This window comes from Frankia sp. Cppng1_Ct_nod, assembly GCF_920656135.1.
GTDB classification, from domain to species: domain Bacteria; phylum Actinomycetota; class Actinomycetes; order Frankiales; family Frankiaceae; genus Protofrankia; species Protofrankia meridionalis.
The window spans coordinates 1-13,139 of record NZ_CAKKTK010000052.1 but is presented as its reverse complement, the minus strand read 5'-3'; the positions used below and the strand labels follow the sequence as shown (position 1 = coordinate 13,139).

Genomic DNA, 13,139 nt, shown 5'->3' with positions numbered 1-13,139 from the left:
GGGCGTCAACGGCAAGTGACGAGGTCACACCCGGTGGCTTGTTCCCGGGACCGCTCCCTGACAACCATCGGTTACCACCGGTCGCGGTGAATGCCCCGCCCCTAGGCGTCCGGGGATGAATCCTCCGATCGGATGAGCATGTGACGCGCTGGTGGGACAATTCGTCCCGTGGCCGCAAACGGTCAAATGATTTCGACGTTTTGCCGGATCTGTGAGGCATACTGCGGGATCAACGTCGAGGTCGCGGACAACCGTGTCCTGCGCATCCAGCCCGACAAGGACAACCCGCTCACCTGGCGGGACTTCTGCCCGAAGGGGCGGACCGCGGCCGAGCTGATCGACCATCCGCGGCGACTGCGCGTCCCGTTGCGCCGCGTGGGTGACCGTTACGTCGAGGCGAGCTGGGACGAGGCCGTCGACGAGATCGCGGACGTCCTGCGCCGGCTGGTCGACACGCACGGACCGGACAGCATCGGGATCTACCAGGGCAACCCGACCGGGTTCAACAGCGGGGCCGTTCTGTTCGGCGGCGCGTTCGCGCGGGCACTGGGCACCACCAACGTCTTCGGGGTGGGCTCGGTCGATCAGAACGCCCTGCATGTGGTGTGCCGGGAGATGTACGGCGTCTGGCTGTTGCCGCTGCTGCCCGACGTGGACGCCTGTCGCTACTTCCTGCTGCTCGGGATGAACCCCGCGCACACCACGTTCGGCTGGATCGGCAGCATCCCGGACGGCTGGAAGCGGGCGCTGGCCACCCGGCGCCACGGCGGGAAGATCGTGGTGGTGGACCCTCGGCGCACGCCCACGGCCGAGGACGCCGACCTGCATCTGGCCATCCGACCCGGTCAGGACTGGGCGTTCCTCCTCGGCCTTGTGAAGGTCATCCTGGACAACGGATGGGAGCGGCCCAGCAGCGCCGGGGTCCAGATGTCCGGGCTGGACGAGCTGCGCGCGGTCTGCGGCGAGGTCGACCTGGCCGACCTCGCCGATCGCTGCGGGATCGAGCGGGACCGCATCATCACGGTCGCCACCGAGTTCGCGGGCGCCGAGACCGCCGTGTGCGTCGCCCACACCGGCGTCGCGCAGAACATCACCGGCACCCGGTCGCTCGCCGAGATGGCCGACGAGATCACCACACCCGGCCCGGGTCAGGTGCGGGCACTGATCCTGCATGCGGGTAATCCGGTGATCTCCGGTCCGGAGGGGCAGCGACTCGACGCCGCCCTCACCGAACTGGAACTGCTGGTTTCGATCGACCTGTTCCAGCGGGTCAGCTCCAGGCACGCCGACTGGCTGTTACCGGACGCCCACTTCCTGGAGCGCGAGGACGTGCTGCTCAACCGGTCGAGCCTGGAGGAGCGGCCGTTCGTGCAGTTCGGGCAGCAGGCGGTGCAACCCCCTGAAGGCGTGCGGGAGAACTGGGAGTTCTGGCTCGACCTCGCCATCGCCATGGACCTGCCCTTCATGTCGCGCACACCGTTGGACGCCGAGGCGAAGGCGGCCCGGGTCCGCGCGCGTGCCGAGCGGCGGCCCGAGCTCGGGATGCACCCGGCCGCGGTCCAGCGGCGGCTGCTGGCCCGAAGCCCGATCAGCTACGACGACATCCGGGCGCATCCGCATGGTTGGTGCTACGCCGAGCGGACCTTCGGCCATTTCGCCGAATACGTGAGTACTCCGGACGGTGCCGTCCGGCTGGCACCGGAGGCGTTCACCGTCGAGCTGCGACGGGTGCTTGCCGCTGCGCCGCCGTGCCCGCCGGCGAGCCATCCGTACACCCTCATCGCCCGGCGGCACCGGGAATCGATGAACGGCTGGCTCAACGAGGTACCTGGCCTGCACCGTCGGACGCGGCGCAACAGCCTGGAGATCGGCCGGGAGGACGCCGCCAGGGAGGGCCTGTCCGACGGTGACACGGTGGCCGTCGTGTCCACGACCGGCGCCCGGATCGAGCTGCCTGTGGTGGTCTCCGACGCGCTTGCCGTAGGCGTGGTCGTGTCCGAGCACGGCTGGGGGTCGGGCATCCTCGACCCGGCCGGCGGGGGAAGCCCGAGTCCTACGGGGCCAACCGTAATGTGCTCACGCCCCGCTCCGCGGTCGACCCGCTGTCGGCGATGCCGGCGCTGAACGGAGGCACCCACGTCGCACTGTTGCCTATAGAGGTCGATCGGTGACATGGCGTCGATGCGCTTCGACATCCTTCATTTCACTGATCGAAATGTTGACTTTAAGTGATGATATGAGAGGTAGCCGACCGGCGATCGGGGATATGGTTTGAAGCTCCGTCGGATAGAGAAGATGAGGGCGGGGCCCATGCCGGCGATCGAGGTGCGCTTGAAGCGGTCTCGCGGGAGGGGAAATGACCTCGGTGGCGAATGCCCTGGACGATCTTGACGCACTTGGTCGCGCTCATGATCGTTTTGTGGGGGAAGGGCGGGCCGTGGGAGACGTTCCCGTCCCGATCCTGACTTCGTGGCGGCGCTGTGAGTTACTAGGGCTCACGCCGGACCGTCTCGACCCTCCCTACCGGTCGGATCTCGACCCGGAGGAACGCGTCGCCCGGGTGGCCGGACCCGTCCTTGACCGGTTGAGTGTCGGCCTTGCCGGCACCGGAGTGGGCGTGATCCTCGCAGACAGCGAGGCGACGGTACTCCAACGGCGTGCAACCGGGCTGGCGCTGCTCAGACATATGGACGGGGTCTTCCTGGCCCCCGGCTTCAACTACGCCGAGCACCTGGTCGGCACCAACGGCATAGGTACCGCGCTCGTGGAAAGAGTGCCCACCTACGTCTCAAGTACCGAGCACTTCGCCGATCGCCTGCGCCCGTACGTCTGTGCGGGTGCACCGATCCGCGATCCGCTCAGCGGGTGCATCGAAGGCGTCATCGACCTCACCTGCCTGCGATCCGCCGCGAATCCGGCGATGGTCGCCCTGGCTCGTGAGGCCGCCGGCGCCATCGAACGGCGCCTGTTCGAGCAGTACACGGAGCGTGAACGCGCCCTGGTCCGGACATTTCTTCAGGACGGGCGACGCACGGACACATCCGTCGTGACATTGGAGAGTGGACCGACCGGCCTTCACGCACCGGCCGGCGTCCTGCTTCGCGCCCCGGCGGACGTTGTGCTGACCCGGCGGGACGAAGCCGTCCTGCGGGAGAAGGCCGCCGATATGATCTCCTCGGCGGATGGGGCGGTCGTGGAGGTGCGGTTGTCCCACGGCCAGGTGGTCGTACTGGTCTGCCGACCGGTGACGAGTCCTACCGGAACCGCGGGTGCCGTCGTCGAGGCCAGGCTTTCCGGCGGACCGCGGCGGTATCCGGTGGCCGCGGGTGGCCTCGTGCTGCCGCTGTCCGTGGGTGCCTTACCGACCCAGACTCCGGTGCCGACACCGGACAGAGCCGTCGGTGACAGCGACGGATGGCTGCTGCTGGTCGGTGAGTCGGGGGTCGGCAAACTTGCCGTCGCGGCACGGCAGCGCCTGGGACTGCTCTATGAGGCCAGCGTGCGGATCGGTACCACGCTGGACGTGACACGAACCGCCGAGGAACTGGCGGAAGTGGCGGTCCCGCGGTTCGCGGACTTCGTTGCGGTCGATCTGCCGGACTCGGTCCTGCGCGGAGACGAACCGACCGGCGTGAGCGCGGGAATGCGCCGCACCGCTCTCCGTGGCATTGCTCCGGACTGCCCGTTCTACCCGACCGGCGTTCTTATCGATTTCGTTGCGTCGAGCCCCCAGGCCCGGTCCGTCATGGGCGGGCATTCGGTTCTCGAACCGGATCCGCACGTCGACGCCGGCTGGTTGGCTCAGGATGCCGAGCGCACCCGGAGAATTCTCGACCATCGGATCCACTCGCTTATGACAGTCCCGCTGCGTGCGCGCGGCGAGACACTGGGTGTTGCGAGCTTCTACCGGTCCGAGCAACCCGGCTCCTTCGAGGAGGACGACCTGTCCCTCGCCGAGGAACTGGTCGCACGGGCGGCCGTGTGCATTGACAATGCCCGCCGCTACACCCGTGAGCACGGTATGGCGCTGGCCCTGCAACGCAGTCTGCTGCCCCAGGGCCTACCAGAGCAGAACGCCGTCGAGGTCGCCTACCGTTACCTGCCCGCCGAGTCCGGAGTGGGCGGAGACTGGTTCGACGTCATCCCGCTGTCCAGCGCCCGGGTTGCGCTGGTGGTCGGCGATGTCGTTGGCCACGGTCTGTACGCAGCCGCCACGATGGGCCGCCTGCGTACCGCCGTCCATAACTTCTCCGCTCTGGACCTGCCGGTCGACGAGCTCCTCGGGCATCTCGACGACCTGGTCAGCCGGCTTGACGAGGGCGAGGACATCGAAGCCTGCGGCCGCGGGATCATCGGCGCCACCTGCCTGTACGCGGTCTACGACCCGGTGTCCCGACGCTTCACCATGGGTCGTGCCGGTCATCCCGCTCCCGCTCTCGTCCAGCCTGACGGCACGGTGGAGTTCCTCGACCTGCCCGCCGGGCCGCCCCTCGGTCTGGGCGGGCTGCCCTTCGAGACGACTGAATTCGAAGTATCCCCGGGTAGCCAGCTCGTTCTGTACACCGATGGGCTCATCGAGGACCGCCACCGCGACATCGACACCGGGCTCGAGCGACTTCGACATGCGCTGACCCGTCCCGACCGTCCGCCGGAGGACACCTGCGAGGCCCTGGTGACAGCCATGCTGCCCGCTCATCCAGCCGACGACGTCGCACTGCTCGTCGCCCGGACCCGTGCGCTGGACCCGCAGCGGTACGCCTGCTGGGACGTGCCCGCCGACCCGGCGGTCGTCCCCTGCATGCGCGCCGCGGTCACCCGGCAGCTGACCGACTGGGGGCTGGAAGAAGTCGTTTTCACGACCGAGCTGGTGGCCAGCGAGCTGATCACCAATGCTGTGCGCCACGCTGCCGGCCCCATCCAGGTCCGTCTGCTCCACGATCACGCTCTGATCTGCGAAGTAAGCGACACCAGCAGCACATCCCCCCGGCTGCGCCGTGCCTGCACGACCGATGAGGGCGGGCGGGGGCTGTTCCTCGTCGCCCAGCTCACCCGACGCTGGGGGGTCCGGTACACGGCCAACGGCAAAGTCATCTGGACCGAGCAGCCGCTATCCGCCTGACGTGTACCCACCGCGGCGGCCTTCTCGCGGACTGATCGTTGACGGGATCACTGCGAATGTATGACCCGGTCCGAAACGCGTCGCATACGAGCCGCGTGCGCAGGGCTCGGACCTCACCCGGTGGGCAGGGCGATCGCGGTCAGCACGAAACCGTCGCGGGCGAGCCACCGGCCGGTCAGTTCCGTGATCGGCCGGTTGTTCACCACCGGCCCCGCCACCAGGAGGCGAGCGGTGAACGTACCGTCGGTCGGGTCGATGGTGAGGTCGGCGTCCTCGAAGCCGAGCCACCGCCTGGCGAGTGGGAACCACGCCTTGTAGACGGACTCCTTGGCGCTGAACAGCAACCGGTCCCAGCACACCTCGGGCGTGGTGTCGGCGAGCCGGCGCAACCGGACGGCCTCCTCAGGTCGCACGATCACGTCAAGCACGCCGGCTGGCAGGACCTCGTGGGGTTCGGCGTCGATACCGATGGTGACGATGTCGGTGGCGTGCCCGACCGCGGCCGCCCGGTAGCCGGCGCAGTGGGTCATGCTTCCCACGATTCCTGACGGCCACTGCGGCGCGCCGCGCTCGCCGGGCACCAGCGGCACGGGTGGCAGGCCGAGCTCGCCAAGGGCGGCACGGGCGCAGAACCTGGCGGTGGTGAACTCCCTCCGCCGTTTGTCGACCGATCGAACCAGCAGTGCCTCCTCCTCCGGGAACAGGGGGCAGTCCGCGGAGTCGTCGAAAGCGTCCCGGCAGGCGACCTTGTCCGGCAGAATATCGGCGATCATGAGGCTCCTCGGCGGGAGAACGACCCGGGTCTCAAGCATTGTGGACGGGAGGACGTCTCGGGAGGACGTCTCGGGGTCACGCAGAGGTGGGTGACGGCTCCGTTTTCTGACTCATCGGTGTTTCCTGGCTCATCGGTGTCAGATCGCGTACCCGGACGCGTAGCCGGGTTCACCATCTAGACGATTGAGGGGATAGGGACGATTGAGAGGATGTCCGTCGGCGGATCCGTGACCTGGCGGTTGGTTCTCGTGTGCCGAGGTGGTCGAGTGTGAGCGTGAACGGACGGCCCGGCTCCTGCTCCGCCATCACGCGCTCGACGTGGGCGAGAAGATCGTTGAAACGCCGGGCGCGGAGGACCTGCGAGGAGGGCAGGAGCGCCCACCAACTGGGGCCGTGTGTGCTGGGACCGAAGACAACTTCTGGCGGCTCTGCCATTGAGACATTGTTCCGACCGGCCATGGACGACCGGCAGCGGCGGAGTGAATATCTTGTTATGTGGTCGAGGCCACCTGAGCGGGCGATCCATCAATGATCAGGATCGTTGGCGGCCCGTGCACCGGAATCGATCAGGTAGGGACCGCCACCCCGCAGGAGGTGGCTGCGATCAGGGAACATGCTCATGTTCACTGACTTGCAACGGCATAGTTCACGTATGTTCTTCGGGTTCCCACAGTGATCGCGCTGAGGATTCTGGGTGTGCTCGCAGGCCTGGCGATGGTCGTTACCACAGTGCTGTCGGCGGTGCGCACGACAGTGCTTCCCCGCGGGGTTCCGTCCCGTCTCAGCCGGTTCGTCTTCGTGCTGGTGCGCTGGGCGTTTCGGGTCCGGATGGGGCGTGCGCCAACATACGACCTGCGGGACCGGGTGTATGCCAGCTACGGTCCTTTCGCCCTTCTGCTCCTGCTCCAGTCCTGGCTTCTGCTGGTCTACGCAGGCTTTGCCCTTGCCCAGTGGGCTGCGGAGCCGGTACGCGGCATCGGTGACGCGTTCAAGATCTCAGGATCCTCCCTGTTCACGTTGGGTTTCGATGTTCCGCAGGGGATGCTGCCGACGGCGCTCACCTTCGTTGAGGCTTCGGTCGGGCTTCTCCTGGTCGCTTTGCTGATCTCCTATCTTCCGGCGATCTACGGTGCTTTCAGCCGGCGCGAGGCCATGGTCGCGAAGCTGGAGGTCCGGGCCGGTAACCCTCCCACAGGTTCCGAACTCCTCGTCCGGGCATGGCGCCTCGAACGTTTCGACCGGCTGAGCGCCACCTGGGCCGAGACGGAGACGTGGTTCGTCGACATCGAGGAGACCCACACCTCGTTCCCGGCCCTGGTGTTCTTCCGTTCACCCCAACCCGAGCACTCCTGGATCACCACTGCCGGTGCCGTGCTCGACTCCGCTGCTTTCCTCGCCGCCGTTGTGGACGTGCCGCGGGATGTCGAAGCCGAGCTGTGCATCCGGTCGGGGTACCTGTCGCTGCGCCGCATTGCCGACTTCTTCCAGATCCCGTACCCGCCGGATCCACGCCAGGGCGACCCGATCAGCGTGTCCCGCGACGAGTGGGACACCGTCGTTGACGATCTTGTTTCCGCCGGCCTGCCCATCAGGGCGGACCGGGACCAGGCCTGGCGGGACTGGGCCGGCTGGCGGGTCAACTACGACCATCCGCTGATCGCGCTCGGCATGCTCGCCCAGGCGCCGTACTCGCCGTGGTCCACCGACCGGTCCCTCGCCGGGTTCAGGGCACTGCCGCTGCTACTGCGCAAACCGTTCCGCTGACGATGACCTGCCTGTGGTAAACGGGTTCGCGGGTGGCCATTGAGGCCGGGCGGTGTCGATCAGCATGAGCGATGCAACGACCCGGACGTCAGGGGAGTCCGGCGCTGCTCAGTTCGTCCTGGAAGGCGGGGCGGTTCCTGTGATCGACGCGTTCTTCGGTCGTCTCCGCGAAGGACAGACGCAGGCTGTCGAGTACCCTCCGGCGCGTGCTGTACCCCGCAGGCGCTGGCGAGGGGCAAGAGCCGGCAGCGCCGGCCATGGTCGCGCCGTCATCGCCGGCCGGTGTGGTGGGCCTGGTGGGGATGGGGCCTCATCGCCGGTCAGCCGCAGGGGAGAAGCGCGCAGACGGTGGTGCCGTGACCCGCCGGGCTGTGCACGGTCAGTGTGCCGTCGAGCGCCGCGAGCCGGTCGCGTAGGCCGCTCAGGCCCGTTCCTGCTGTGATGTCGGCTCCGCCGATCCCGTTGTCGGCGATCTCGATGCGCAGGCGGCCGTCGATGTACTCGACACTGATCCGGATGTGGTCGGCGTGGGCGTACTTGAGGGTGTTGGTCAACGCCTCGGCCACCACGAAATAGCCGGTTGCCTCCACGGCGGGGTTCAGCCGGGGTACGGCGGTTGTCGTCAGCCGCACGTCGAGCGGGGTCTTTTCGGTCAGCGCCCGCACCGCGGGGAGCAGGCCCGCGGTGGTGAGGACGGCGGGGTGGATGCCGCGGGCGAGTTCCCGCAGTTCGTTCATGGCCGCGTCGAGTCCGTCGGCGCTGCGCGCGAGCAGCGCGTCGGTCTGCTCGTCGATGGTGCCGTCGAGGCGTTGCTGGGCCAGGCGCAGTAACAGGCGCGCGGCGACGAGTTGTTGCTGCGCACCGTCGTGCAGGTCGCGTTCGAGACGGCGCCGTGCGGCGTCGGCCGCGGCGACGATCCGGACCCGCGAGGCCCGGACCTCGGCGAGTTGGGCGCGCACCTCGGCGGCCAGCCGCTGGTTGTCCAGTGCCAGCCCGGCCGCGACCGCCACGGCGTCGAGGCGGTGCGGATCCTCCCGCAGCGCCGGGTCGTATATCAGCGCGGCCACCCGCCGCCCGTCGCGTTCCACCGGCCACACGGCGCGCTGCGGATCGTCCTCCGGTAGCCGCAGCGGCCGGCCGTCCCCGTCGACGAATGCGTCGGCGTCCGGCCGCCAGTAGCCGACCTGTAGCGAGGGATCACCTAACGACCGGGCCAGTAGTCTTTGAAGGTCGGCGGCGGACAGCGGTTCGCGTAGCTGGCCCAGCAGGTCCCCGACGGCGGTACGCCCCAGCTGGATCCGCAGGACCCCGGCGAGGAATCCCAGTGGCAGCAGACAGAACGCCACCCAGTAGACCCACAGGAACGTCGACCGCAGCGGATGCGTCGAGCCCAGGACGCCGCCGGTCAAGGTGGCGGCGCCTCCCAGCAGGCCCGTGAGGAAGACCGGCGCGAGTACCCGCCGCAGGGGCGGACCGGCCGCCTGCCACCGGCGGACGAGTACGACCAGCACGCCCGCGGCGATCGCCGCGCCGATGCTTTCCTCGATCTGGTTCAGCGTCCGGGCCAACGGCGTGTGGCCGGCGATCAGTAGCAGGTTCGGTATGGGATCGGCCCGCAGCTGCGTGTCGATGAACAGTGCGGCGACCGGCGCGAGCCCGAAGACGGTGACGTACGTGGCCGCGGCGAGCAGCCGCTGCGCCCGCGAGGCCAGGCGCCCGGTCGGGAAGGCCAGCACCAGGTGGACGACGAACCCGCTCGACGCCCGCGTCAGCGGCACCCCGGCGGTGCACACCCACGGTGTCCGCGAAAGCTGCAGATCCTCGGCGAAGAACCCGGCACCGACCAGGACCATCAGGAGCCCTACCTGGTTCGCCGGCCGGCGGGCATGCGCCAGCGCCCCGACTGCGAGGAACAGAAAACCGCCGGCACCCCCGAGAACCGTGTCCACGGTGGAATGCGAGCTGTCCTGCGCCTTGAACACCAGCCCGGATACGCCGAACAGCACACCGAGCCCAACCGCGAGATACACCACCGGTGTCGGTGTCGGTGTCGGTGTCGGCAGGGTGCGGGAGTGCGGTGGATGAGGCAGGGGGACTGTTCCCGTCGCCCCCTGCACGCTCACCGCGTGAGCGTCACAGCGCCCTGTGCGACTGTCAATGAATGCCGGTGAATCTGTCGGATCATCGACATCCATTACGGATCCACACAGACCTACTACGCTGGGAGCGTGACGGTACGTGTCATCCTGGCCGACGATTCCCTGCTGATGCGTGAGGGCGTGCGCCAGGTTCTGGACCTCCAACCCGACATCACCGTCGTGGGGTCCTGCGGCGACCTGGACGAGCTGCTCACCGCCGTGGACGACGCGCGGCCAGATGCCGTGGTGACCGACGTGCGGATGCCGCCGACCGGCACCGACGAGGGTATCCGCGCGGCGGCCCGGCTGAGGTCCAGCCACCCGCAGATCGGGGTCGTGGTGCTCTCCCAGTACACGAACCCGGAATACGCGCTGAGCCTGTTGGAGCAGGGCAGCGCCGGCCGGGCGTACCTGCTGAAGGACACGGTCGGTGAGCCGCGGCAGCTCGCGGACGCGGTGCGCGCGGTCGCCGCCGGCCGCTCCGTGGTCGACCCCGCGGTGGTGGAGGCGCTGGTCGCGGTGCGGACGCCTGCCCGGTCGCCGGTGTTGGCCTCGCTCACCCCACGCGAGCGGGAGGTCCTCTCCCTCATCGCCCAGGGGAAGAGCAACGCCGCCGTCGCTGCCGCGATCTTCCTGACTGAGCGGGCGGTGGAGAAACACATCAACACCCTCTTCGCGAAGCTCGGGCTGACCGCCGAGCCGGACGTCAACCGGCGGGTCAAAGCCGTCCTGATCCACCTCGCCGAGCAGCGGACCGCGGCAGGCTGATCCCGCGCTGAATTCCGTGCTGATATTTCCGTGCTGATATTGGTGAGGAGGGCGTGGCCATATCGAAACCAGGCCCGTCGTCGGTGACGGCAAACCGGACGGTCTCGTCGTCGGCATCCACGTGCATCCGGACCCGTGCATCCGGACCCGTGCATCCGGACCCGTGCATCCGGCCCGGCATGCTTGCCGGTGTTCTGCAGCGCCTCCAGGCAGCAGAAGTAGACGGCGGCCTCGACGTCGGCAGGGTACCGCCCGGCGGAGATCTCCACCGAGCAGTCCTGCGGGCCGCGGGCGGCTGCCGTGGCCTCCTCCAGGTGGGTTAACAGCGCCTTCGGCGTGCATACCTGTACACGGGGTTATGCGTGGCGAGAGGCATTCGCGGGTGACAACGTATGCGTGAAGCCGGCCCAGCGGACCCAGGCTCGCACCGACAACACCGCCGCGGCCAGCCGGTTCCTGCGTCCGGGAGGATGATGTCCTGCGTCAGGATTCTTGGCACAGGGGTTTGAGGGCACAGGGCACAGGCAAAGTTGCCCGCGGAGGGTCCGGGGTCGGCGCGAGGTGCTGCGCCACGCCGGAATGAAAGCCGAGTGGGGCGCTACCGAACTGCTTCTCGACAACGGTTGGACCGTGGAGATCTGAGCCGCGGACTGATTGGCAGCCCGTAGGCTGTCAACTTGGCTGTCTCAATCTGATGCGCGTTCGGAGGGACTCGAACCCCCAACCCCTTGACGTAGTCCTCGGCGATATGTTCATGGATGTCCACTGACATCCATTTGTGCAGGTCGTATGTCGATGTTGTCCACCGATGTCCACCCCCGTTGTAGGACTGAAGGTCTTCGTAGCACCGAGGGTGACGTTCCTCTGGACCACCGAAGGCGCCCGGACCTGTGCTCACCGACCATGCCGAATTCGTCGCGATCAGCCAGTCTCACGGGCCATTTAGAACGGTATGAACACTGTTCTGTATCAGTTTTTGTGCCGGGTTGATCTCAACGAGATTCGGGCATTGCTCCGGCACACTCGTATCGTGACCACGGCAGACATCTATATTGATGTCCTCGAAGACGTCCGCCGCGGCACGGCCGCAAGTATGGAAGTTATCTTGACCCGGATTATGAACTGATGGAAGACGTTGCTAACCATGGGTAGGTAGGCGGGGTCATGGTCGAGCGGCACGGGAGTTTTTGGCGGTCTCCAACAATGCGATGGGATCGACGATTCGACCCGCTGCGGTCTCGTGGTCGTAGACATGGCGCACAAGGCGAAGCCATTGGCGGTGCTTGGCGATCGTCACGAAGCCGGCGAGGACGCCTGGCGAGAGGACGAGGACGAGGAGGAAGTGGAAGTCCACCGTGGCTCCTGGCTCAGGCGATCCACAGTGCCCGAATGGCCCCCTTTTGGATCGCGTAAGTCACTATGCCATTGCCTGGCCTCCCGACACAAGGAAGACTGTGGGCCCGCGCTGCCTCGGCAGAGTCAAGATCCCAGGAGAGTCGGGCGTGACTATGGAACGTGACGATGGTGTGGGTGGTGTCGGGTCGCCCGGGAGCTGATCGTTTCCAATTGTAGTACGAACTGCAGTAAAGAAGATCGAAAAGCCCGGAGCCCCGCGCCGTGTGATCGGCTGCGGGGCTCTGACCTGCCTCAACCAGCGTGCGCTCGGAGGGACTCGAACCCCCGACCTCAGATCCGTAGTTTGCTCCGAATCTTCCGCTGGCGTCCGTGGACGTCCGCCCTGTCCGGTGACCTCGTGCGGTCCGTCCGCTGTCGTCCGCCAGGGTCCGTGTTCGTCCGCGGGCTCGGCTGTCAGTTTGGCTGTCGTCCGTCCTGGCTTGCCGTGGGCGCATACTGGGCTATGGGAGTTGACCAACTGGCTCTGATCGTGGCGGATCCTGCGGTCTGTCATGGGCAGGCGTGCATCCGGGGCACCAGGGTGCCGGTGAGCGTGGTGCTCGACTGTCTGGCGGATGGCATGTCGGTCAGCGAGATCGTCGCTGAGTATCCGTCTATCGACGAGTCGGGCGTACGGGCGGCTGCCGCCTACGGGGCACGGTTGGCCCGGGAGGACCTGGTTCCGCTGAGCATCGCTCCGTGAAGGTCAAGCTCGACGAGGGGCTTCCGGTCTCGTTGGCCGGGAGGCTCACCGCGCTCGGGGTCGACGCTGATACGGTTTTTGACGAGAAGCTCGCTGGCTGTACAGATCCGGAGGTCCTTGCCGCCGCCGGTCGTGAGGGTCGCATCTTTTTCACGTTGGACCGCGGGTTCGGCAACATCCAGTCGTACCCGCCAGGATCCCATGGCGGGATCGTCGTGTTCCGGCTCGATGAGCAGTCGGCGCGTGCGGTTGTGGTCGCGGTGGAGAACCTGGTGACGCGTCATGATTTGGCCGATCTCGCCGGGACGGTGACGGTGGTTCACCGAGGGCTGCTCCGCATCCGCCGTGCCGATGCCTGACAACATGGTTGCTACACCTGGTGCTGTCAAAAGCCCAGAGCCCCGCGCCGTGTGATCGGCTGCGGGGCTCTGACCTGCCTCAACCGGCGCGCGCTCCGAGGGACTCGAACCCCCAACCT

At 67.6% G+C, this 13,139-nt stretch carries 9 protein-coding genes; 6 read left to right on the top strand and 3 right to left on the bottom strand.

The features are described from left to right. Window positions 1–186: 186 nt before the first annotated feature. Together NBW77_RS15000 and NBW77_RS14995 are read left to right on the top strand one after the other, a co-directional pair. A complete protein-coding gene (locus tag NBW77_RS15000; RefSeq protein ID WP_207387122.1) occupies window positions 187–2,124 on the top strand; it encodes a molybdopterin-containing oxidoreductase family protein in 1,938 nt (645 codons plus the stop codon). 232 nt (window positions 2,125–2,356) lie between these two features. Continuing rightward, complete coding sequence (locus NBW77_RS14995) at window positions 2,357–5,119, top strand: SpoIIE family protein phosphatase (RefSeq protein ID WP_131747640.1); 2,763 nt, start codon at window positions 2,357–2,359, stop codon at window positions 5,117–5,119. 113 nt (window positions 5,120–5,232) lie between these two features. Here the strand turns inward: NBW77_RS14995 and NBW77_RS14990 are convergent, their stop codons facing one another. Next, window positions 5,233–5,892: a 4'-phosphopantetheinyl transferase family protein gene (locus tag NBW77_RS14990; protein WP_131747641.1), complete on the bottom strand. Its 660-nt coding sequence runs from the start codon at window positions 5,890–5,892 to the stop codon at window positions 5,233–5,235. Window positions 5,893–6,565: 673 nt separating this feature from the next. Between NBW77_RS14990 and NBW77_RS14985 the strand changes: the two genes are divergently transcribed. Then, a complete protein-coding gene (locus NBW77_RS14985; RefSeq protein ID WP_131747642.1) occupies window positions 6,566–7,657 on the top strand; it encodes a hypothetical protein in 1,092 nt (363 codons plus the stop codon). Window positions 7,658–7,977: 320 nt separating this feature from the next. Here the strand turns inward: NBW77_RS14985 and NBW77_RS14980 are convergent, their stop codons facing one another. After that, window positions 7,978–9,780: a sensor histidine kinase gene (locus NBW77_RS14980; protein ID WP_250279898.1), complete on the bottom strand. Its 1,803-nt coding sequence runs from the start codon at window positions 9,778–9,780 to the stop codon at window positions 7,978–7,980. Window positions 9,781–9,885: 105 nt separating this feature from the next. Between NBW77_RS14980 and NBW77_RS14975 the strand changes: the two genes are divergently transcribed. Next, entirely contained in the window at window positions 9,886–10,563 is a 678-nt protein-coding gene (locus NBW77_RS14975; protein ID WP_131747644.1) for a response regulator transcription factor, read from the top strand. Window positions 10,564–11,725: 1,162 nt separating this feature from the next. Here NBW77_RS14975 and NBW77_RS14970 read toward each other — a convergent pair. After that, window positions 11,726–11,917: a hypothetical protein gene (locus NBW77_RS14970; RefSeq protein ID WP_131747646.1), complete on the bottom strand. Its 192-nt coding sequence runs from the start codon at window positions 11,915–11,917 to the stop codon at window positions 11,726–11,728. Window positions 11,918–12,421: 504 nt separating this feature from the next. Between NBW77_RS14970 and NBW77_RS14965 the strand changes: the two genes are divergently transcribed. Further along, window positions 12,422–12,661 (top strand): DUF433 domain-containing protein, encoded by a 240-nt coding sequence (locus NBW77_RS14965; protein ID WP_131747647.1) that lies wholly within the window; start codon window positions 12,422–12,424, stop codon window positions 12,659–12,661. Then, entirely contained in the window at window positions 12,658–13,020 is a 363-nt protein-coding gene (locus NBW77_RS14960) for a DUF5615 family PIN-like protein (RefSeq protein WP_131747648.1), read from the top strand. The genes NBW77_RS14965 and NBW77_RS14960 overlap by 4 nt, the downstream gene beginning before the upstream one ends. The last annotated feature ends 119 nt before the right edge of the window (window positions 13,021–13,139 follow it).